Source organism: Collinsella sp. AM40-7AC, from assembly GCF_003468125.1.
Taxonomy (GTDB): Bacteria; Actinomycetota; Coriobacteriia; order Coriobacteriales; family Coriobacteriaceae; genus Collinsella; species Collinsella aerofaciens_O.
On record NZ_QSGK01000005.1, the window covers coordinates 1 to 22780 of the forward strand.

Annotated in this window: 16 protein-coding genes; 5 read left to right on the top strand and 11 right to left on the bottom strand. The window is 61.4% G+C overall.

Going from position 1 to position 22780, the window contains the following annotated elements:
- Positions 1-121 precede the first annotated feature (121 nt).
- The 3 genes from DW892_RS05295 to DW892_RS05305 form a co-directional block, all read right to left on the bottom strand.
- Complete coding sequence (locus tag DW892_RS05295; protein WP_117766198.1) at positions 122-1522, bottom strand: phosphoglucomutase/phosphomannomutase family protein; 1401 nt, start codon at positions 1520-1522, stop codon at positions 122-124.
- A gap of 159 nt (positions 1523-1681) precedes the next feature.
- Positions 1682-2575 (bottom strand): homocysteine S-methyltransferase family protein, encoded by an 894-nt coding sequence (locus DW892_RS05300; protein ID WP_117766200.1) that lies wholly within the window; start codon positions 2573-2575, stop codon positions 1682-1684.
- 10 nt (positions 2576-2585) lie between these two features.
- Positions 2586-3008: a metal-dependent transcriptional regulator gene (locus tag DW892_RS05305; RefSeq protein WP_035138800.1), complete on the bottom strand. Its 423-nt coding sequence runs from the start codon at positions 3006-3008 to the stop codon at positions 2586-2588.
- A gap of 120 nt (positions 3009-3128) precedes the next feature.
- Here DW892_RS05305 and pepT point away from each other — a divergent pair, with 120 nt between their 5' ends.
- The gene (pepT, locus tag DW892_RS05310) at positions 3129-4376 is read left to right on the top strand and encodes a peptidase T (RefSeq protein ID WP_117766202.1); all 1248 of its coding nucleotides are present in this window, start codon (positions 3129-3131) and stop codon (positions 4374-4376) included.
- Between the two features lie 381 nt (positions 4377-4757).
- Entirely contained in the window at positions 4758-5879 is a 1122-nt protein-coding gene (locus DW892_RS05315) for an IS110 family transposase (protein ID WP_117766204.1), read from the top strand.
- 426 nt (positions 5880-6305) lie between these two features.
- Here the strand turns inward: DW892_RS05315 and DW892_RS05320 are convergent, their stop codons facing one another.
- From DW892_RS05320 to DW892_RS05335, 4 genes are all read right to left on the bottom strand, one after another.
- Positions 6306-6863: a hypothetical protein gene (locus tag DW892_RS05320; protein ID WP_117766206.1), complete on the bottom strand. Its 558-nt coding sequence runs from the start codon at positions 6861-6863 to the stop codon at positions 6306-6308.
- Positions 6864-7098: 235 nt separating this feature from the next.
- A complete protein-coding gene (locus DW892_RS05325; protein WP_117629667.1) occupies positions 7099-7635 on the bottom strand; it encodes a PTS glucose transporter subunit IIA in 537 nt (178 codons plus the stop codon).
- Positions 7636-7775: 140 nt separating this feature from the next.
- The gene (locus DW892_RS05330) at positions 7776-9224 is read right to left on the bottom strand and encodes a glycoside hydrolase family 1 protein (RefSeq protein ID WP_117766208.1); all 1449 of its coding nucleotides are present in this window, start codon (positions 9222-9224) and stop codon (positions 7776-7778) included.
- A gap of 167 nt (positions 9225-9391) precedes the next feature.
- Entirely contained in the window at positions 9392-10384 is a 993-nt protein-coding gene (locus tag DW892_RS05335; RefSeq protein WP_117766210.1) for a helix-turn-helix domain-containing protein, read from the bottom strand.
- Positions 10385-10498: 114 nt separating this feature from the next.
- Here DW892_RS05335 and DW892_RS05340 point away from each other — a divergent pair, with 114 nt between their 5' ends.
- Both DW892_RS05340 and DW892_RS05345 read left to right on the top strand, forming a co-directional pair.
- Complete coding sequence (locus tag DW892_RS05340) at positions 10499-13090, top strand: glycosyl hydrolase (RefSeq protein ID WP_117766212.1); 2592 nt, start codon at positions 10499-10501, stop codon at positions 13088-13090.
- 166 nt (positions 13091-13256) lie between these two features.
- Positions 13257-14111: a MurR/RpiR family transcriptional regulator gene (locus DW892_RS05345; protein WP_117766214.1), complete on the top strand. Its 855-nt coding sequence runs from the start codon at positions 13257-13259 to the stop codon at positions 14109-14111.
- 142 nt (positions 14112-14253) lie between these two features.
- Here DW892_RS05345 and DW892_RS05350 read toward each other — a convergent pair whose 3' ends face one another.
- Together DW892_RS05350 and pyrE are read right to left on the bottom strand one after the other, a co-directional pair.
- Entirely contained in the window at positions 14254-14874 is a 621-nt protein-coding gene (locus DW892_RS05350) for a helix-turn-helix domain-containing protein (RefSeq protein WP_055250846.1), read from the bottom strand.
- Positions 14875-15275: 401 nt separating this feature from the next.
- Positions 15276-15956 (bottom strand): orotate phosphoribosyltransferase, encoded by a 681-nt coding sequence (pyrE, locus tag DW892_RS05355; RefSeq protein ID WP_117640525.1) that lies wholly within the window; start codon positions 15954-15956, stop codon positions 15276-15278.
- A 435-nt stretch (positions 15957-16391) separates the two neighbouring features.
- Between pyrE and mgtA the strand changes: the two genes are divergently transcribed.
- The gene (gene mgtA / locus DW892_RS05360; RefSeq protein ID WP_117766216.1) at positions 16392-19160 is read left to right on the top strand and encodes a magnesium-translocating P-type ATPase; all 2769 of its coding nucleotides are present in this window, start codon (positions 16392-16394) and stop codon (positions 19158-19160) included.
- A gap of 215 nt (positions 19161-19375) precedes the next feature.
- Here the strand turns inward: mgtA and DW892_RS05365 are convergent, their stop codons facing one another.
- On the bottom strand, positions 19376-20689 hold the full coding sequence (locus tag DW892_RS05365; RefSeq protein WP_117766393.1) for a DUF4038 domain-containing protein: 1314 nt from the start codon (positions 20687-20689) through the stop codon (positions 19376-19378).
- A gap of 210 nt (positions 20690-20899) precedes the next feature.
- Entirely contained in the window at positions 20900-22327 is a 1428-nt protein-coding gene (locus DW892_RS05370) for a PTS transporter subunit EIIC (RefSeq protein ID WP_117766218.1), read from the bottom strand.
- Positions 22328-22780: the final 453 nt, after the last annotated feature.

The window sequence follows — 22780 nt, forward strand, 5'->3', positions numbered from 1 at the left end:
GGGGCGCCGGGGGCGGGAATCTGGGCGTACACATTTCCTACACATATTAAAACCCTGCTTACGTTTGCCAGCCGTTCTCTACCGCTCACCGAGGGCCTCTTTATAGTGAAGCGTCATATGGCTAAAGCTGATAGGCTCCCTTAGCCAAGGCACAGCCGGCATCGAGCAACTCATCGCGCTCCTCCACCGAGAACCCCTCGGCGTATACGCGAACCACCGGTTCGGTCCCGCTGGGGCGGATCAGCAGCCAGGTGTCATCCTCGAATGCCAAACGTAAACCATCCATATGGCTTACAGCCTGCGGCGCCTTGCCGCAAATCGATTTAGGATTCATGCCAGGAAGCAGCGTTCGCAGCGATTCGGCGTCTTCGGCCTCAAGGCGCAAATCGCGACGCCCATAGCTCGTCTTACCAAAACTGGCCTCGAGCTGATCGACCAAAACGCCCAAAGGCGCGCCCGTCTTTGCCATAAGCTCACACAGAATCAGACAAGCAAGGATTCCATCACGCTCAGGCATATGCGCGGCGATGCCGATACCGCCGGCCTCCTCGCCTCCCATGAGGACGCCGCCCTTCTTCATCTCTGCAGCTATATATTTGAAACCGACCGGCTTAACGGTCACACGACAGCCAAGCGCCTCGGCAATGCGACGCACTAGCGTCGAGCACGAGAGATTGACGACGACACGCCCCTCCAAATTGCGGAATTGAACGAGGTCGCCCAAAACAAGCGCCATGATTTGATGCGGATGAATATATCTACCGCGTTCGTCGACCGCACCGATACGGTCGGCATCGCCGTCGGTCACCAGGCCTGCGCACGCCCCGTCCTCGACAACCGCACGCTCGCAAGCGTCCACCCACGGCTCAACAGGGTCGGGGCAAATGTCCTCTTGATCGGACGACTGTCCGGCATGAATCTCGTGCACCTCGACGCCTAGCTCCCGCAGCAGGTCGGCAAGATATCCCTGGGCCGCGCCGCCCATGGGGTCAACTACCACACGCAGGTGAGCGGCTCGAATGGCCTCGGCATCGACAAACGATGCCACCGCCTGCATATAGTCAGGAATAATATCCGCGGTGCGATAGCGTTCCTCGATCCCCATCGGCTCGGGGGCCATAGTCTCTTCGAGCTCTTCGATGACATCCTGATTGGCCGTCGAGCCATCTCCCATGCGCAGCTTAAGGCACAGATACCCCTGCGGATGATGGGATCCCGTCACCATGAGCGCACCGCAGGCCTCGCCGTCATACGCCGCCGCCCACGTAAGGGCGGGGGTCGGAACAGGCCGAGATGCGAGCACTGCGTCCAATCCGTGAGCGGCAAGCACGCCTGCCGCAAGCTCAGCGAACTCGCGCGCTAAGGGCCGAGTGTCGAACCCTATATATACCGTTTTGCCCGGATTGGTCTTTTGCCACAACTCGCCGACGGCATCGGCGATACGGGCAACGTTATCGGCAGTGAAGTCCTCATCGACGCGAGCGCGCCAACCGTCAGTTCCAAAATGAATTATCGCGCACACGCGCAGACACCTCGCAGTGTTTGGATCATGGTACGCATGAGGTATACCCGCAGCACGCACCCGGCAACCTGCCGGTACCAGCATTCACCATTTGGGCAAATGCTGCCGAGGACATGCAGGCAATAAAAAAAACCGCCCCGTATGGAGCGGTTTTGCCCTTTATATATCGAGCGCCTCGGCCATCGCTGCCGTAGTGATTGCCGTGGTTCCACAGCAACTGCCCACCATTGCGGCACCGGCATGTCTCCATTCGATGCATGCGCGCGCGAAAGCTTCGGGGTTCTCGTGCCATACGGGGCCATCCTGAGTCTGGACCGGATCGCCTACGTTGGGACGCACCGTGACGGGAGTAGTCGCCGATGCAACCATCCTGGGCACCGCCGCGTTCGCGGCCGCAAGCGAACAGCAATTAACACCAACCGAGTTTGCGCCGTGTTTTTCGGCGTACAAAACGGCTGCCTCGATGTTGAGGCCATCGCCCAACAGGTCGCCTTTATCGTCAACGACAAAACTCACCAGGACAGGCATGCCGTCGGCGGCATCTCGGGCGCCGGCAAGCGTGGGCTGCAAATTACGGATAGACGTCACCGTCTCGATCAGCAGACCGTCAACACCAGCATTGAGCAAGGCGTGCGCCTGTTCGCGCGCAATGCCTCGGATTTCACGATACTCGACAGAGTCTTCGGCAAACCACTCAATACCGATCGGGCCCATCGAGCCCAGTAGCAGCTGAGGGTGCGCCTGGCGGGCATCGTCGACGGCCCCGCGATTGACCTCCGCCACGGACGGCGCAATCTGATCGTGCTTGAGGGCATAGCTCGATGCCTGAAAGGTGTTGGTAATGAGCACCTGCGCGCCGGCGGCGACATACAAGCGATGAATACGAGAAACGGTCTGCGGCTCTGCCAGATTCCAAAACGCCGGTGGAATGTCGGCGGCATCGTACTCACTCAACAGAACACTGCCCATGGGGCCCTGCGCCAACAAGGTCTCGCTCGACAAGCGGCGCGTAAGTTCCTCGGCACCAAAGCGGTTGTAATAACTCGTATCCATATATATCCCGCTATTCCTCGACGCTGATTCCCTGCTTTTCGAGATAGGCGAGCCAGCGGTTCATCGTGTCCTCGGATAGCGCATGCTCCATCATGCAGGCCTCGGAATCGGCTCGCTCAAATTCGACACCAAGCTCCTGAACCAAAAACGTGCGGATGAGGCGATGACGGTACCAGATAGCCGTACCAACCTCGCGGCCGCGATCGGTCAGGACTACCTTGCCGTAGTGCGATTGCTCGACAAGTTCGGATGCTTTGAGCGCCGAAACCGCTTTATTGACCGATGCCTTGGAGACGCCAAGGCGCTGCGCGATGTCGACCGATCGCACGCCGTTGGTTTCCCCCTCTTCGCTTTCAATGCGAACCATGCACTCCAAGTAGTCTTCGTTCGCCACCGTCAGATGTAGTTCGCGCGAGCTATTTGTCGTATCCATGATCTTCCGTCCCTTCTGCATTCATTGGCTGATTCTACCCCATCCAAGCGTCGCGGTATGCCGTGGCATACCGTGCTAGAGTTCTTGTTGCACACGACGACCAAGATTGGAGCGGTCTTTATGGAAAACACCACCACGAACCCCGATGTCCTCGAGCGCTTTTTGCGCTACGTCCAGATCAACACGCAGTCCGAGGATGCAAACTGCGACCAGGTACCCTCGAGCGCCGTTCAGTTTGACCTTGCCAACGTGCTGGCTGAAGAGCTGCGCGAGCTTGGTGCGGAAGATGCCCACGTGACCGAGCACGCCTATGTCTGCGCGCATATCCCCGCAAGTGTGGGCGCTGAGGACAAGCCCGCCCTGGGCCTGATCGCCCATCTCGACACCACCGAAGTTGCACCGGGCGCCGGCGTGAAGCCGCACATCGTGCACTACGAAGGCGGCGACCTGGTCTGCGGCACGGTTGACGGTAAGCCCGTTGCCATGAGTACCGCCAAGCTTCCCGCCCTGAACGACCTCGCGGGTGAGGACCTGGTCTGCAGCGATGGCACCACGCTGCTGGGCGCGGACGACAAGGCAGGCGTCGCCGAGATCATGTCGCTTGTCGCGCGTATCGCTCAGGACCCTTCTCTGCCCCATCCCGCACTCGGCATTTGCTTCTGCCCTGACGAGGAGATCGGCCACGGAGCCGAGCTGTTGGATATCGATACCTTTGGCTGCAAGTATGCCTACACGGTCGACGGTGGCCCCATCGGCGAGCTGGAGTGGGAGTGCTTTAATGCCGCTGAGGCGACCGTCTGCTTTGAGGGCCAGTCCATCCACCCGGGCGACGCCAAAGGCCGTATGGTTAACGCAGGCAATCTGTTCTGCGACTTCAACGCGTTGCTCCCCTACGTGCAGCGCCCGGAGTATACGGAAGGCTACGAGGGCTTTTATCACCTTGAGGGTGTATCTGCAACCGTCGATCACGCCACAGCGCGCTATATCGTCCGCGACCATGACGCAGCCAAGTTCCAGCAGAAACTCGACCTTATTGATGCCGCCGCCTCGATGCTCAACCAGCGCTTGGGTGACAAGCGCGTGACGGTCGAGATTAAGCAGCAGTATCGAAATATGGCCGAGATCGTTCGTGACTATCCCGAGCTTATTGATGTTGCCAAGGAAGCCTACCTTGCCTGCGGCGTTGAGCCCCAAGTGCTGCCGATTCGCGGCGGCACCGACGGCGCGCAGCTGTCGTTCCGCGGTCTGCCCTGCCCCAACCTTTCCACCGGCGGCTATTGCTACCACGGCGTCAACGAGTTTGTCCCGGTCAGTTCGCTCGTCAAGATGACCGACGTGCTCCAGGAGCTCGTCGCCCGCTTTGCATAAGCCTGGCCGCTCAAGCCTAAAAGACAAACCGCCCCGTCCTCTACAGAGGACGGGGCGGTTTTTGTACAGGGAGTGTCCCTAACTGCCGGCAGAAAAGGAACGTCCCCAAGTGCCGCAAAATGACGAGATCCACTCTCGCTTTGTGGGTAGTCATTGGGGACGTTCTTGTTTGACTAGTCGTTTAAGAACGTCCCCAATGACTACCCAACGACTAGTCCGGACCAAGGCAACGCCGATGTTTTGGTAACGACAGACACTATGACCCAATCCGAGGGCACTAAAAAGATAGGAGCCCCCGCTCGTGACCGCGGGTCGGGGCTGCGACAATGATGTTGAAGTGCCATAGGCGCAGCCGCGCCGCAACGAGGTTGGGAGGCTCCCATGCCAAAGTATTCTACCGCGTTCGGGATGGACGTCCACCTGAGGTCGACCACCGTCTGCGCCCTCGACGCGGACACCGGCGAGGCCGTGACGAGGAGGTTCCCCGGCAACCCCTGGGGCGAGATCGCCGGGTGGATGGGTGGGTTCCCCGGGCCGTCGCTCGCGGCCTACGAGAGCGGCTACCCCGGCTTCGCCCCGCAGAGGGAGCTCGCCGGGCTCGGCGTCGAGTGCGTCGTCGCCGCGGTCTCGAAGATCCCCAGGTCGGCCGCCGACTCGGCCTCCAAGAACGACAGGAACGACGCCGCCAGGATGGCCAAGGCGATACTCGCCCACGACATCTCCCCCGTATGGGTCCCCTCCCCCGAGGTCGAAGGCATCAGGGACCTCGCCGGCGCCTACGACGGGGCGACCGCGCGCCTGGCGACCGCCAAGCAGCGGCTGCTCGCCTTCCTCGCAAAGCGAGGGTTCGCCTACGGCGGCACCACGCCCGCCGGCAACCCGAGGAAGTACTGGACCTACGACTTCCTGAGGTGGCTCGACAAGGTCAGGCCGGAGGACGATGGCGGGGTTCGGACGCTCGCCGCTCTGAGGAGCGAGGTCGAGGCCGCGGCGGAGGCCCGGGCGGATCTGCTCTCCGAGTACAGGGCAGCCGTGGATGCCAGCCCGATCGCCGCGGAGGCGGCCGCCCTCCAGTCGATCAAGGGCTGCGCCTTCGCGCTGGCCGCAGCCTTCTCGGCCGAGGTCGGCGACTTCACGAGGTTCCGTTCCGGAAGGCAGGTCACGGCCTATTTCGGCCTCGCGCCGAGTCAGAGGTCGAGCGGCGACTCCGTGCGGCTCGGAGGCATCAGCGGTGCGGGCAACGCGCTCGTGAGGAAGCTGGCCGTTGAGGGTTCATGGTGCTACGCCGCGGCGCGGCACCAGCCGAAGCTCATGCCGAGGGACACGGGCGTGCCCCTCGAGATAAGGATGCACGGGAGGAAGGGGTCCGAGCGGCTCCTGCGGCGGCGCGAGGAGATGCTCGCCCGCGGCATGCCCGCGGCGAAGGCCAACGCGGCCACCGCGGCCGAGCTCGTGAGGTGGCTGTGGGCCCTCGGCATGATGTGCCGGGAGGGCGCGGAATAGACATAGCCCCCGTCCCGGCGAGCCGGGCGGCCTTCGGGGATACCCCCTATTTCGCTGTGCGCGCGGAGCCCTCCGCATGCGCCTCGACAGACTTGGGGAACCCCGCCGAAGGAATGGAGTGCGGGCCGACAGAACGGTATCCGCGGATATGAGACTGAGCCGAAGGCGTCGATGACATGCCGGGGGCGGACCGGGACGGGTTAACGGCAGGCCCCGCCGACCGATTGCAAGCGGTCGGCGGGGCCATTGTGGCTCTTGACAGCGGATTGGGTCATATGAGCGAAAGCCCGCCAGAGCGAGCAAGGTGCCTTGAAACAAGGCGGCATTGACCTTCTGGTCATGCCGCCGAAGTTGAAAGGCAGATTGCCGCTCTGGCGGGCTTGCAGCGTCGAGCCGTTACGCGGTTTGGCAAAACCGCGTAACAAACTAGCTCATCATGGCATTCATCATCTCGTTGGTTGCGGAATCGTCGGCAGACCACTCGCCGTCGTCATTGCAGGAGTACTTGAAGGTAACCTTGGTGTCCTTGGTCTTAGCGGCCTTGGTCACGTCGACCATGACCTGGCCGGCCATCTTGTACAGGTCGTCCTCGGAAGGCATCGTATCGAGCGCCGCGATCTTCTCCTGATACTGGGTGGCGAAATCTTCAACGATCTTGTTCATGGACTTGCAGGTAATGGTGACATCGGCAGTCGCGGTGCCCTTGTCCTCGTCGACCGTCACATCGCCGATCTTGTAGTCAAAACCCTCGAGATAGCTCTTGGCGTACTCCTTGGGATCGATGCCCAGCTGCTCGAACTCGTCGCCCGAGGCCTCTTCCAGGCCGGCGAGGAAGTCGTCGCCGCCGTTCTTGACCTCGTCAAACTGCGTCGTAAGATCCTCGGTGATGAGCTCCTCAACCGAAGGACCTCCGCAGCCGGAAAGCACAACCACGCACGCGACCAGAACAGCCATCAGGGGCGCAAGCAGCAGCTTCTTCTTCATGACATTCCTCCCAACAAGCGGCACCGCGCTTCCCGACGCGGTGCGCGTCGTAACAATAAGGCCATACTAGCCGATAACGAACACCCCCGGCAAAGCAAAGGCGCAGTCGGCTCGATTTAACGTCCGAACGGTTTACCGGTCCGCCCAACGCGCAATAAAACGTTCCGCCGCATTGCAATAAAAAAGGGCGGCCGGATAACCCGACCACCCCAAAACACCCTTATGTTGCCGCAGACTACTTGCGGACGACCTTGACGATGGCATCGCCAGCGGAGACAGCGGAGTCAGCCTCGACGGCGAGCTCGACGTCGGCGAACTCGGCGGTGTTGGACACAGCCACGACGACGCAGTCCTTGTAGCCGGCAGCGGCGATCTTGGCGCGGTCGATCTTGAGCATGGGCTGGCCAGCCTTAACGACATCGTCGGCCTTGACGAAGCCCTCGAAGCCGTCGCCGTTCATGTTGACGGTATCGACGCCAACGTGCACCAGAACCTCGATGCCGCTATCGGACTGCAGGCCCACGGCGTGACCCATGGTGACGGTCACCTTGCCGTCGCAGGGAGCGTAGACCAGATCGTCCTCGGGCCACACGGCGCAGCCCTTGCCCAGAACCTCGCCACCAAAGACGGGATCGGGCACGTCGGCCATCTTGATGACCTTGCCCTTGACGGGCGAGCACAGCACGTCGGCGCCGGCAGAAGCAGAGATGGAGGCCGGAGCAGCGGCAGCCGCGGGCTCAGCCTTCTTCTTGAACATGTCAAACAGACCCATACGTTTTCTCCTCTTGATTAAGCGCAACGTTGTGCGCATGCCTATGGTGATTATAGTGCCAAATGGTTCAAATGCTAAGGTGGGGACTCGAATCGCGAGCCCATCCCAACGCTTTTCCCCGGTGGCACTCATATTGTCGATTAATCCAGGCCCTCGGCACCGTTGGACTTGATGATCTTCTGGTAGGCGTAGAAGCTGTCCTTGCGGCGGCGCTCGTAGGTACCGGTGCCGTCGTCGTACTTATCGACGTGGATGAAGCCATAGCGCTTGCGCATCTCGCCGGTGCCGGCGGAAACCAAGTCGATGGGGCCCCACCAGGTGTAGGCAATCAGGTCGACGCCGTCGGCAATGGCCTCGCCCATGGCCTTGATGTGGCTCTGCAAGTAGGCGATGCGGTACGGATCGTGGATGGAACCGTCCTCCTCGACCTCATCGTAGGCGCCCATGCCGTTCTCGACCACCATCAGCGGAATCTCGTAGCGGGCGTAAATCTCGTTGAGGGCGATGCGCAGACCCAGCGGATCGATCTGCCAGCCCCAGTCGGTGGACTCCAGATAGGGATTCTTGCCGCCAAAGGTCATGTTGCCCTCGGTCATCTCGTGGTCCTTGTGGGTGCCCACGGTGCCGGACATGTAGTAGCTAAAGGTGTAGAAATCGACCTTGCCGTCGGCGATATCCTGCAGGTCGCCGTCCTCCATCACGAGCTCGACATCGTTTTCGGCCCAGAAGCGCTTGGCATAGAACGGGTACTTGCCGCGCACCTGCACGTCGGAGCAGTACCAGTTCATGGTATTCATCTCCTGCTGCGTGGCGAACACGTCGGCCGGATCGCACGTGGCGGCATAGGAGAGGATGAAGCAGTCCATGTTGCCCATCTTAAACTGCGGATAGTGCTCGTGGGCATAGCGCACGACGCGGCCGCTGGCGACAAACTGGTGATGCAGGGCCTGCATACGGGCCTGCGGCGTGGTGTGGACCGCCGAAGCCGGGCCCTCAAAGCCCTGGATCATGCTGGTCCCAAAGAGGTTGCCCATGTCCTGGGTGCCGCAGTTGATCTCGTTGAAGGTGAGCCAGAACTTGACCTTGTCCTGATAGCGGTCGAAGACGGTCTGACAGTACTTCTCAAAGAAGCCGATGAGCTCGCGGCTCGCCCAGCCGTTGTACTTCTCGACCAGGTGATAAGGCATTTCGTAGTGCGACAGGGTCACGAGCGGCTCGATATTGTGAGCGCGCAGGCAGTCGAAGACGCGGTCGTAGAAGGCGAGGCCGGCCTCGTTGGGCTCGGCATCGTCGCCGTTGGGGAAGATGCGGCTCCAAGAGATGGACATGCGGAACATGGTAAAGCCCATCTCGGCGAACAGCGCGATGTCCTCCTCGTAGTGATGGTAGAAGTCGATACCGTCATGATTGGGGTAGAAGCGGTCGGGGTCGATGTCGATCGTGATCTGACGCGGCTCCTTGTAGCTGCCGCCCAAGAAATGGTCGTCGACCGACGGACCGCGGCCGTCAACGTTCCAAGCGCCCTCAAACTGATTGGCGGCCGTGGCACCGCCCCAATAGAAACCCTCGGGGAACTTGATGTTTGCCATGAGCATCTCCTTTGCATTGCGGGTCGATAGGCCGAGTATCGCCCACGCACGCGACAGGCAGGGGCAGGGGTGCCAAACCCGACACTTCTTTTCGCAGACGCGCGCTGCAACAGCGCTGCAGCTGAAACTTTTTGACACCGAAGGAGCGAAGACGATCCGCCCCGCGCTTACCGGCGGTATGCCGCGGGGGTGCAGCCATACTTGTCGTGAAACTTACGGTAGAAGAAGCTCATGTTTTCATAGCCCACCGCATGCGCAGCCGCCCCGGCCGTGGCGCCGCCGCGCAGAAGCTCGGCCGCACGTACCAGGCGTCGCTCCTGCACAAGCTGCCTAAAGGTCTTGCCCACATGGCGCTTGAGAAGCGCCGTCGCATAATTAGGGCTCAAGCCAAACTCCGCCGCCATCCCCTCGAGGGAGCATGCAGCGAATTCACAATCGATATAGCCAAGCATTCCCGTCACCAGGGCAGTGGGCCCCGCCGTGCCGTCCGCCGCGCCGCGCACCAGCTCGCGCTCGTAGCAATCCATGAGCTCGGCCAAAAACAGCTGAAACAGACGCAAGACGATCTCGGGACCGTTGGGGCTCGGGTCGTACAGCTCGCAGAGCATCTCCTGCATGTAGCGCCGAATCCGACGGCTCTCGCCGCAGTAAAAACGGACATGGCCCCGATGGTCCGTCTCGCTGTTGAGCGCGTTGAACAAAAACCGCGAGACCGCGCTCTCGCGCGAGAGGCTCGACTCGAGACTCCGGCGCAAAAAAGAGCGTGAAACGGTCATGCTCAGCATGATGTCGTCCTCGCCGAGCGCCGCCACGGCATGAGGGCAAAGGGCGTCGAGCAAAAGCACCTCGTTGCGGCGCAACTCGAGCCTCTCCCCCGCCACCGTCTGCGGGCAGCGCCCGCGATACACATAGCTCATCTCCACGTAATCATGCACGTGCTCGGGAACTGCATTAAAGCGCGAGTTTTTCCTTATCGTCAGGCCACGCGGCATGCCGGGCTGGGCATAGGCAAACCCTGGCTGCCCAATCTTGCGCACTGGGCATCCGTCGATTTCGACATGCTCGGTCATAATCGACCAATCAAATGCCATGCCGTCTTTATAAGCGATCTCACTGGCGCTCAGTTCGCTGAGCCTACGCTCGAGCTCGTCGATCTCCATGGCTTGCCAATCGTTGATTTAGTCATAGTTCGTCGTGATTCAGATATTAGCAGAACGCGCCGACGCGTCCATAATCTGTGCTATGCAGCAGATCGATCGAGCCAAGGAGGATCCATGACCGCGCACTATCAGCAGGTGCTCGAGGGTACATACGACAACCATGTGCTTCCGTTTTTGTGGATGAAGGGCGAGAGCCATAAGACCATTGCCGAGTATCTGGAGAAGATCGCCGGCGCCGACATCCACGAGGTCTGTCTCGAAAGCCGCCCACACCCCGATTTTTGCGGCGAGGGCTGGTGGCGCGACTTGCGCTTTGTCATTGACGAGTGCAAGCAGCTGGGCCTTAAGCTCTGGATCTTGGACGACGCGCACTTCCCCACGGGCTTTGCCAACGGCGCCGTCAAGGAGGCCGTGCCCGAGCTCCGCAAGATCGTGCTCACGCACCGCACGTTCGACATCGTGGGCCCCACGTCCGCCGCGAGCATCGCGCTCGCCAACATGCTCGACAAAACGGAGCGCTTCTACGGCGTGACATTTATGCAGGACGGCAGCCCCGTCGACGTCGCTTACCGAGTAATCGACGATGCAGACGGCAACCCCAGCCGCCTGGTCTTCGATGCACCTGCGGGCCTCACGCAGGCATGCGTGATGTTCACGAGCGGCAAGACCTCCTACAACGAGGACTACATCAATATGGTCGACCGCACCTCGGTGGCGCAGCTCATCGATGCTGTCTACGAGCCGCATTTTGAGCATCTGGGCGATGAGTTTGGCAAGACGATCCTGGGCTTTTTCTCCGATGAGCCCGGATTTGCCAACGAGAAGGGCACCACGGGCCCCGATGGCATCTCGGACACGCTCATCGGCAAGGCCACCGCGCCCCTACCCTGGTCGGCCGAGCTTGAGCGTCGCCTACGCGCGGCACTGGGCGAGCGCTACCTGGCCGAGCTCCCGCACCTGTGGGACCGCGAGCCGGCCGGCGCGCACGTACGCCACGTCTATATGGACATCGCGAGCACCCTCTATAAGGAGTGCTTCTGCGACCAGCTCGGAGACTGGTGCCGCGCGCGCGGCGTGCAGTACATCGGCCACGTTATCGAGGACAAGGACTGCCACGCGCGCCTGGGCGTGGGCGCCGGGCACTACTTCCGCGCCGTGGGCGGTCAGGACATGGCGGGCGTCGACATCGTGATCAACCAGCTGGTACCCGGCATGGACCGCGGCCTTCACAGCTACGGACGCGGCGTGTGGGACCTCGAGTTCTATAACTACGTGCTGCCCAAGCTGGGCTCCTCGGCAGCACACCTCGATCCCAAAAAGCAGGGGCGCTGCATGGCCGAGGTCTTTGGCGCATTTGGATGGCACGAAGGCCTACGCGAGATGAAGTGGATCGCCGATCATTTTTTGGTGCGCGGCGTCAATTGGTTTGTGCCGCATGCCTTTAGCATGGCCGCCTTCCCCGACTGGGACTGCCCGCCGCATTTCTATGCGCATGGCCAAAACCCCCAGTTTGCACACTTTGGGCAGCTCATGAGCTACATGAACCGTACGGCGAGCCTGCTGAGCGGCGGGCGCGCAACGACCCCGGTGGCGCTTCTCTACCATGCGGACGCCGAGTGGACAGGCGAGGCGAACTTTATGCAGCATGCCGCCTCCGAGCTTATGCGCGCGCAGGTCGACTTTGACATCGTGCCGGCAGAGGCATTTGAGGACGCAGGGCGCTATGCCGTTGAAATTGCCGCAGACGGTAGCGGCTTTGGCGTGAACGGCCAGGCATACCGCTGCCTGGTGATGCCCGGAGCCGAGTTTGTCGGCGGAGCCGTGCTCGACTTTGCCGCGCGCGCCGCAGCCGCAGGTGTTGCCGTGTACGCGCTGGATGAGTTGCCGAGCAAGCGCTACGACGGTGATATTGCAGCCCGCGAGGGCTTTGCCTCCGTGGATGCAGCCGCGGTCGCCGGCATCAAGCTCCTGGCAACCGCCGAGCTCGCAGGCACGCTTGCCGACGCCGGTATGCAGACCGTGGTTTGTGCCGAGCCCCAGCCCTGGCTGCGCGCACTGCGCTACGAGCGGGCGGGCGAGACCTATCTAATGCTCGTCAACGAGCATCCCAAGCAGGGTATCTCCACTCAGATTGCGCTTGCCGACGGCACACCCGTTGCAGGCGCGCGCCTCGACCTGCTCAACGGCACCGATCCCGCCGCCTTTGACGGCACGCTCGAGCTGGCTCCCTACGAGAGCTGCATCGTGGTCCTTGGGGCTACAGGTTCCGCCGGCGCGGCAACTGCTGGAGACGAAGCCACATGCGTCGACGGGCCCTGGGCGGTTGCCTTCTCTGCCCCTGGCACCGATGCCTTTGGCGAGTCTGTTGAGCTTGCAGACCTGCACGACCTTTCCTCGGCCGAGTTCCCCGGCAAGGCCGGCACATTCCGCTACCGGGCCTCCTTTGTCCTGGGCGAAGCGGCCACCCGCACCGTCATCGACCTTGGCGAGGTCTTTGAGACCGCAGCCGTCACCCTCGACGGCAAATCCCTCGGCACCCGCATCTGTCCGCCTTACCGCTTTGAGGCCGCCGCACTTTTAGCCGGCGAGCACGCGCTTACGATCGATATCATCAACACCCTCGACCACGCCGTCCCCGACATGTTCGGCATGACCGAGCCCTCCGATCCCAGCGGCCTCTTGGGGCCCGTACGCGTGCTCGGGTAACGCCCCGGGCGCAAACGGCCCAACAAGGACAGCGCCCCTATGTTGAGCCCGCACAGCGTCGAGCGGTCCGTCGTTCATAGACCGGCGGACCAAAACTCCCAGCTAAGCCGAACGTTTTATTTATCGCTATGATTGGTTTATCGCGACGCAAACGCATAGGAGCCATATGGATATCAGGCGAAAGATCACGCAGGGCAAAAGCCTCACCCCCACCGAGCAACAACTTGGGCGAACGGCCCTCGCCATGGGCGAGGATGTGCGCGGGCTTTCCATTAAGGAATTTGCCGCGTGCGCCAACGTTTCGGTCGCGAGCGTGCACCGCTTTTGCAAAAAGCTCGGCCTCGAGGGATTCAAAGACCTCAAGGTCGAGCTCATCCGCCAGGCGACCGAGGCGGGCAACCGGCGCGACGTGGACATCAACTTTCCCTTCGATGCCACCTCCACCCCTGCGCAGGTGATGGAGCGCATGGAGGGGCTCTACCAGACCACCTTGGCCGAAACGCAGGAGCTGCTCGACCCTGCACAGCTCGACCACGCCGCCAAGCTCATCATGCGCGCCGGCACCGTGGACATCTACGCGGGCTCGCATAACCTGTATCCAGCGGGAATGTTCCGCGATCGCCTGCTTTCCGCCGGCAAAAGCGCGACGTGCCACGACAGCGTCGAGGCGCAGGTGCGCACGGCGCTCGCCTCGGGTCCCGACCATGTGGCAATCGTCATCTCCTACAGCGGCCTTGCCCCCAACCTCAAGGAGATCTTGCCGATCCTTAGCAGTCGACATGTCCCGGTCATCGTCATCGGCACGCCGTACTGTGCCCGCATTCACCCCGGCTTTGCCGCCTATCTCACGGTAAGCGACCACGAGAGCATGACGCACCGCATCACGCAGTTCGCCAGCCATATCGCCGTGCAATACGTACTCGATTCGCTCTATAGCAGCTACTTTGCCAAAGATTACGCCCGCTGCTCCGAGTTCCTAGAGCGCTCGTTCCCCTACACCCGCCTGCCCGGACTCAAGTAGCGACGAGTGTGGATTTTTGGACACTCAGATAACGAGCGTGGATAATCTCCCACTTTGAGCCCGCACACAGGCCAAACCCGAGAGATTATCCACGCTCATTTTGGGTCCCCTGGGAACGCATGAGGAGGGCGGAAGACAGCCGTTATTTGCGAGGCGTCAGCGACGTAAAGAGTCCGTGTTGGTTGCAGTAAAGATATATCCTGCCGCGCCCGGTAATATGGAAGCGCGGCTGCACCGATTGCTCTGGATAGAGCTTCTTAAAGCAGATGCCGTCCATAGTCGCATATGCCACAAAGCTAATGTAGTGATCCTTGGTCATGGGATGATCGAGCGTGACGTACCAATCGTCCTCGATGCGCTCGATGGAAAAGGCGTGGTCCGCGTCCGGCTCTTCGGCCTCCTGGGGAAACATCGTGGAGCCACAGCAGCTAAAGCTGCCTTCTCCGAGCGCGTGCACAACGTTTCCGCAGATAGGGCAAACGTAAAAGACGCCTTTGAGCATATTGCCTGCACGGTTGGCGTTGGCCCGAATGTCACCGGCCAAAAGCTCGGCCACGCTTATGCCGAGTCTCTGGGCCAAAGGCTCAACGAGGGAAATGTCGGGAAGGCCGCGGCCGGATTCCCACTTGCTGACGGCTTTATCGGTCACGCCAAGGCTTTCCGCCAGGGCGCGCTGGGTGAGGCCGCGCTCTTCGCGCAGCTGCTTGATGGCATGCGCTGCCAAAAAAGTATGGGAGGCATTGGTTTGCCGTGTCTGGTTCATGGGCTGTCCAATCAAATTGAAGAAATGGAGTGAACCGGTTCGACAGTCAGTATCCATTTGAAGGCCAGGCTCGACAACCTACGCTGCGTAGACATGCGCCAATCGAACGAGCGCGGATTTTTGGACGCTCATCCTGAGTAGTCATTTAAGAACGTCCCCAACGACCACATCAGGAGTGTCCCCAGGTGCCGGCAGAAAAGGAACGTCCCCAAGTGCCACATCCGGAGCAAGATGACGCCGCAGGCAGAGGACGGACAGCGAGCGCCGCCCAGGGCGAACAAGTTGGCATGAAAAAGGCAAGGCATAGACCTTCTGGTCATGCCTTGCCTTTTGAATGACAAATTGTCGCCCTGGGCAGCGCGCAGCGTCGAGCAGTTACGGCGTTTGGTAAAACGCCGTAACTAACGAACGCCGTACTGCTCGTAATAGGCGTCGATAGCGGTCTTGAGCTCGTCGTCGATGACGACTTTGCCGTCGATCTCGTGGTTGTAGAGGGTCTCGACGACCTCGGCCATGGAGACGATGCTCGCGACGGGGAAACCGTACTTGGCCTCGATCTCCTTCTGCGCGGTGGTCACGCCACCCTTGCCGACCTCCATGCGGTTGAGGGACACGATGAGGCCCTTGATCTCGACATCGGCAGCAGCCTTGACCTTGGGATAGGTCTCGTCGATGGACTTACCGCTGGTAGTGACGTCCTCGACCATGACCACGCGGTCGCCGTCCTGGGGCTCGTAGCCCAGCAGGTTGCCCTTGTCGGCGCCGTGGTCCTTGGCCTCCTTGCGATCGCAGCAGTACTTGACCTCCTTGCCGTACAGCTCGTGGTAGGCAATTGCGGTCACGACGGCCAGGGGAATGCCCTTGTAGGCCGGCCCAAACAGCACGTCAAAGTCGTCGCCAAAGTTATCGTGAATGGCCTGGGCGTAATACTCGCCCAGCTTCTTGAGCTGATAGCCCGTCACGTAAGCGCCGGCGTTCATAAAGAACGGGGACTGACGGCCGCTCTTGAGCGTAAAGCTGCCGAACTTAAGGACGTCGGACTCAACCATAAACTTGATGAACTCTTGCTTGTAAGCCTCCATGCGGGCTCCTCTCGTAATCGCGTACGTGCCTTCCAGTTTAGCGCAGGCAGGGCGCGTTGCGGGCGCGCTTTGGGGCCTCGGCATTCTGTAAAGGCTTTGTCAGGGGCAATGGTTTTCCAAACATTGGGGTTGACACGGCAAACCCCCTCATCAAGAATACGGGCGGATTGTAACGGGTACGAGATACCCAAAGCGCGCCGCGCCCGGCCTTAAGGAGGTGTGCCATGGAAGGCAGTCATAGTCGAAAAACCTGCATGTCGCCCTCGGCACGCCGCGAGGATTCCGCGCGCGCATAAGCGCCAACAGCCGATCGTCAAAACCACCACAAAGGTGCCTGTCCCTTTGTGGTGGTTCGAAAGCATGACGTGAGCGACATCTAGGTTTTTTGAAGCACATACGACACGTACGCTAACTCCCTTCAACAAGGAGGACCCTATGCTGATGCTCAAAACCGCCACGGTACTCGAAGCCATCTCCAAGCGCCGCCGCACGGCGCGCCCCGCCGCTCATACCGGCATGTCCAAGAACACCATATTCGCCGCCACCCATAGCGCCGAGGATGCCCTCGTGCTGCTCGACGCCACAGCCGACGGCCTCACCGCCGAGCACGCCGCCGAGCGCCTGAGCGCCGTCGGCCCCAACACCATCGAAGCGCCGACCAAGACGCTCGCCCGCCGCATCGCCGACGCGTTCGTCGATCCCTTCGCTGGCATCCTCGCCGCCCTCGCACTGGTCTCGCTCTACATCGACGTGCTCGCCGTGCCCGAGCTGCAGCGTGACCCCTCCACGGTCATCGTCATCGGCATCATGCTGCTGGTATCGGGCGGCATGAAGTTTATCCAGGAAGCCCGCAGCGGCAATGCGGCCGAGGCCCTTAAGGACCTGGTCTCCAGCACCTGCTGTGCCCTGCGCGACGGCGAGCGCGTCGAGATCTCCTTCGACGAGCTCGTCCCCGGCGATGTAATCCGCCTCTCTGCCGGCGACATGGTGCCGGCAGATGCCCGCATCATCACTGCGCGCGACCTGTTTGTGATCGAGTCCGCACTCACCGGCGAGAGCGAGGCCGTCGAGAAGACCGCTGCCATCACCGTCGTCGAGGGTGCCGACGGCTCCGCGCTACCACTCTCTGCCTGCAAGAACATCGTCTTTACCGGCACCTCCGTGCAAAACGGCACCGCCATGGCGCTTGTCGTTGCCACCGGCTCGGACACCTACCTGGGCGGCATCGCCAAGATACTCAACGGGCGCGGCGAGAAGAGCGCGTTTGACCGCGGCGTCTCGAGCGTCTCCATGTTGCTCGTACGTCTCATGCTCGTTATGGCGCCGGCCGTCTTTGCCATCAACGCCGCCACCAAGGGCAACGTCATCGACGCACTGCTGTTCGCCACGAGCGTGGCCGTGGGCATCACGCCGCAGATGCTTCCCGTCATCGTGACCACGAGCCTGTCGCAGGGCGCCAAGGACCTCGCCCGTCGTCAGGTTATCGTCAAGGAGCTGCCGGCAATCCAAAACCTCGGCGCGATGGACGTCCTGTGCTGCGACAAGACCGGCACCCTCACCGAAGACCGCATCGTGCTCGAGCGCTACCTCAACACCGACGGCAACGAGGACGCACGCGTGCTGCGCCATGCGTTTTTGAACAGCTTCTTCCAGACCGGCCTCAAAAACCTTATCGACCTGGCCGTTATCGACCGTGCCGACGTGACGTCCTCGACCGTCGTGCCCGATTCCACGCTGGGCCAGAGCCTGCGCGACCGCTACACCAAGGTCGACGAGGTTCCCTTCGATTTCTCGCGCCGTCGCCTGAGCGTAGTTGTCGCCGATGCCCAAGGCAAAACCCAGATGGTCACCAAGGGAGCTGCCGAGGAAATGCTCGAGATCTGCTCCTTTGTCGAGGTCGATGGGGCCGCCCAGCCGCTCACCGAAGATAAGCTCGCCCAGATTCGCCAGCAGGTCGCTGGGCTCAATGCCGAGGGCCTGCGCGTGATTGCCGTGGCGCAGAAAACCAATCCACGCTGCGTGGGCGAGTTTGGCATTGCCGACGAATGCGACATGGTGTTGATGGGCTTTTTGGCCTTCCTCGATCCGCCCAAAGCAAGTGCCGCGGGCGCCGTCGCCACCCTCGAGGCCAAGGGCGTGGCGGTCAAGGTCCTGACCGGCGACAACGATCGCGTCGCCGCCACCGTCTGCGAGCAGATCGGTATCGACGCGAGCAATGTCTTGCTGGGCTCCGAGATCGATGCGCTCGATGACGCCGAGCTTGCCGAGCGCGCCGAGAAAACCCATCTGTTCGCCAAGCTCTCGCCGCTGCAGAAGGCGCGCCTAGTGCGCGTCATGCGCGAGCTGCCCGGCCACACCGTGGGCTTTATGGGCGATGGCATCAACGACGCCGCCGCCATGCGCGCGAGCGACTGCGGCATCTCGGTCGATTCGGCCGTCGACATCGCCAAGGAATCCGCCGATATCATCTTGCTCCAGAAGGACCTGGGCGTGCTCGAGCGCGGCATCATCGAAGGCCGCCGCACCTACGGCAACCTGCTCAAGTACCTCAAGACCACGGTGAGCTCCAACTTTGGCAACGTGCTATCCGTGACCGTCGCGAGCCTGTTCTTGCCATTCTTGCCCATGAGCGCTCTGCAGTTGGTGCTGCTGTCGCTGGTCTACGAGATCGTGTGCATCGCGCTGCCGTGGGACACCGTCGATGACGCCTGGACTGCCCGTCCGCGCGCCTGGGATGCCGCGTCCATTAAGGGCTTTATGCTCGAGTTGGGTCCCGTGAGCTCACTGTTTGATATCGTGACTTTCGCCGCGCTCTTCTTTGTGGTGTGCCCCGCCGCCGTGGGCGCAAGCTGGGCAGAGCTTGCCGCTATAGGCGACGTCGCAGGCATGGCGGCCTTTACGGCGCTCTTCCAGAGCGGTTGGTTTGTCGAGTCCATGTGGTCGCAGACGCTCGTGGTCCACATGCTGCGCTCCCCGCGCCTGCCACGCCCGCGCGACCACGCCGCGCCCGCGCTGTGCCTCCTCACCGTGCTGGGCCTGGTGCTCGTCACCTGGCTACCGGCAAGCCCCATCGCCGATGCGCTGGGTCTCATGCCGCTGCCCACGAGCTTTTTCGCGCTGCTCATCGGCATCGTCACCGCCTACATCGCGCTCACCCAGCTGGCAAAGCGCCGCTACATCGCCCGCCACGGCGAGCTGCTGTAGCAAGCAGGCGGAAAACACCCTGTCAGCTGCCGTTGCCACTGCCACAGCTGCCAACGCCTCTGCCGCTGCCGCAGCCTATCCCCTCAGCAGTTGCGGTGAAATAGTTCCTGCTTAAAGTCCCGCGACTTTGATTTAGGGGCTATTCCACCGCAACTTAGTAAGAGACTGGGTTGTTTGGCAACCGAGCGAAGCCCGGGTAGCGGACGAGACGGACGCTAACGCCCAGGGGTCAGGATCACCAGGGCGTCGTGCTCAAAGGGATGCTGAGCCACGCGCACGGTGCCGTCACCGTTGTCGCGAACGGGCAGCTTGGCGACGCGCTTGTCTTCCATGTCGAGAACCGTCGCCGTCCAGCCACGCGCGCCGTCGAGCTTAAACTTGAGCGCCGTGGTGCGCGGCAGGTACGTGACGACGCGATCGCCAACGCGCGCCACACGAATGGCCTCGCGCGCGTCATCGAGGAGCTCCTGCGCCGGAACCACGGCAAGTGCGTCGTCGCCAGCCGTAGCACCCAGGCCGGCAAGCACATGCTCGATCGCGCCAAAGTCCCAAACGCCCGCAAACTGCAGACACTCCTGCCAGCGGAACGGCATATCGAAGCCCTCGCCCAACACCGAGCCCTGGCTCTTGCTAGTCTGCCAGTTCCAAACACCGTGCGCGCCATAGGTCACACCCGCGCTGGCGCCGGCAAGGATCGACGACCACACACTCGCGCGGCAGTCCTGCGCGGTGAAGCGCCAGTACACATTGCGCGACGCACCCATCTGCTCGTAACAAGGCTCAGAGTTGACCATCGGCTTTTTGGGATAGTTGGCGATAAAGTCCTGCGGCAAGTGCCAAGCCTCGGGCTGGCCCTCGTAGTTGTGGCCGGGCTGGAACATGTAGAAGTCCAAGCGGTCCAGGTACCGTGCCGGGATGGTGCGGTTGCCGCGGTTGATATGCATGGTGCGCAACGCCTCGGGCGCGCGATTGACGACTTCGTCGAGGGCATCCTCGTAATAGGCGATCGCCTCGTCGCTGGTAAAGTCGGTATCGCCTGTCACCACGTAAACGGGGTCGAACTCACCCAGGTTCTCGACGACGCGGGCAACGTGGGCACGGACCTCCTCGCGCGGCATAACCTCGGCACCGCAATGCTCGGCAATCTTGGCGCCCCAGGTACCGGGCACGTAGTTGCACCACATAAGCACGAGTGCCGGACGAATGCCGTGCTCGACGGCAGCGCGACACATGGCAGCAGCGCGGTCCCAGTACGCCTGGTTGGGACGGGACCAATCAAAGTGCACGCCGTCCTCGCTGGCATAGGGCCAAATGCCCAAATCGGGGCAGCAGCGATCCCACTGCGGCAGTGTGTTGACCTGCAGCACGTTCATGCCCTGCTCGGCACGGCGGGTCAGATAGTAGTCCCAGTCGTCCTCGGCGATGCTCGTAAATGCGCTCCAGCACGTATCGGCAAACCAAAAGAACGGTTTGCCCTCGCACAAAAAGCCGTCCTGGCGACCGTTGACGGTCAGCGTTCCCAAACTCATCTGCATGTCCTTTCGTTCGATAAAGGATTTGCGAACCGCCGGAAACTTTCGCGGTAACCCCGCGCGAAAGCCCCCGCCGCTTGGCAAACCCTCGCGGGCGAATCTCACCCGCCCCCCATCAGTCTACCTTGCAAGAAGGGCCCCGCCGGGCTTGCGCCTGACGGGGCCCTGTCGTGTAGGTGAGGTCATATGCAACCGAATGGTTTGGCCTTAGGCCTCCATCTCGGCGAGTTCCTCCTTGGAGAAGCCGCAGGCAAAGACGACGGCAGCGGCGATGACAAAGGAGATTGCCATACCAACGATAGCCCAGACGGTGTTCATCTGGCCACCCTGCAGGTAGTTGGTGAAGACCAGGAAGTTGGAGGCACCGCCTGCGAGGTAGTAGGTAACACCCATGAGGCCGGAGAACACAGCGCCGATAGCACCGCCGATGAACATGCCAAACATGGTGCGACGGAAGCGCATGAGGATGCCGAAGAGCGCGGGCTCGGTGACGCCGCCGGCGATGGCGGAGATGACGTAACCGATGGCGAGAGACTTCTCGTCGGGGTTCTTCATCTTGAGGAAGGCACCGAAGGCGCAGCCCCAGACAGCGGCCATAGCGCAGTTGGTGGAAACGAAGACGAAGGGATCGTAACCGGCAGCGATGATCTGAACCTGGGCGAGCAGGATGACGGGCATGTGCATGCCGCAGACCACGAAGAGCTGCCAGAAGGCGCCGAGGATGGCCATGACGATCAGGATGCCGATGCCGCCAAGGTCAGCAAGGCCGAAGAGGGCGTTGGCGATCAGCGTACCGATCTCGTTGCCGATCGGAGCGAGGACGATGAAGGCAATGGGGATCGTGACGATCACGGTGCAGAACGGCGTGAAGACCGTGGACAGCACGTCGGGCATAACCTTCTTAAAGAACTTCTCGATGAAGTACAGGACGGGCACCGAAAGGATGATCGGCAGGACGGACTGCTGGTAGTTGGCAGCGGCGATCTGGATGCCGTAGACGGAGATGATTCCGCCGCCCTCCTGGGTGGCGACGCTCACCACGGAAGGAGCCATGAGGGCGCCACCGAGCAGCATGCCGAGCACCGGGCTGGCGCCGAGCTTCTTAGCGGCGGCATAACCCAGGTAGATGGGGATAAAGGTGAACGTGGCCTCGTACAGCGTGGTGTAGAGGAACGTATAGGTCGGGTCGTCGGCCGAGAGCACACCGAGCATGGTGGGGCCGAGGACGGCCGCGATGGTACGGAACAGACCACCGGCCATGAGCAGCGGGATGAGCTGGGTCATGGAGCCCGACAGATAGTCGAGGATGATGTTAGGCAGGTTCTTGAGCTCGAACTTCTCCTTGGGAGCGTCGAGGTTCTCGTTGACCGCCTCGCCCTGTTTGACGCCGGAGATGGCGACGAACTCGGCGAGCACCTTGGGCACGTTCTGGCCGATGATGACCTGGAGCTGGGCGCCGGCGAACTGGCAACCCAGAACACCCTTGACCTTCTTGATCTTCTCCACGTCGACCTTGTTGTTATCCTTGAGCGTCAGACGCAGGCGCGTCATGCAGTTGGTGGCAACGGAAACATTCTCCGCGCCGCCCACGAGCTCGAGGACATCGGTGGCAATCTGCTTGTTATCTACTGCCATGGGACCCCTCCCCATATCTTCGTGTGCCAGCCCCCTTGGGCTTAGGCACGCCTTTGGCCCGGCGACTATAACCCCTTACGGTTGCCGGACCCTTGGATACGCTGTCGTAAACAAAGTGTTTACTGAACGTTTACGGGCTTTAGTTTACACGGAGCGCCTCATTTGTGGCAATTTTACCGTGCAGAGTCCGGCGAACGGTAGGAAATCGGGGGTGAACGTATTCCAATGGCGGGAGATAGTCTCTTTGACTGTCTATTGATAAATGGCTCTTTACGTGGGCTTTTATTTTGATAAACACCTCTATGACCTGTTAACTCATCAACAGAAGCCCTGCTAGAAGCTAGTAAACATATGTTTAGTAGTTCATGGCGTGTTAAATTTTGCCGTTTACCGAGTTTATCAGCTTGTTCTGCAATTCTGGATTAAACTAAACATGTTTAGATTGTATTGCCG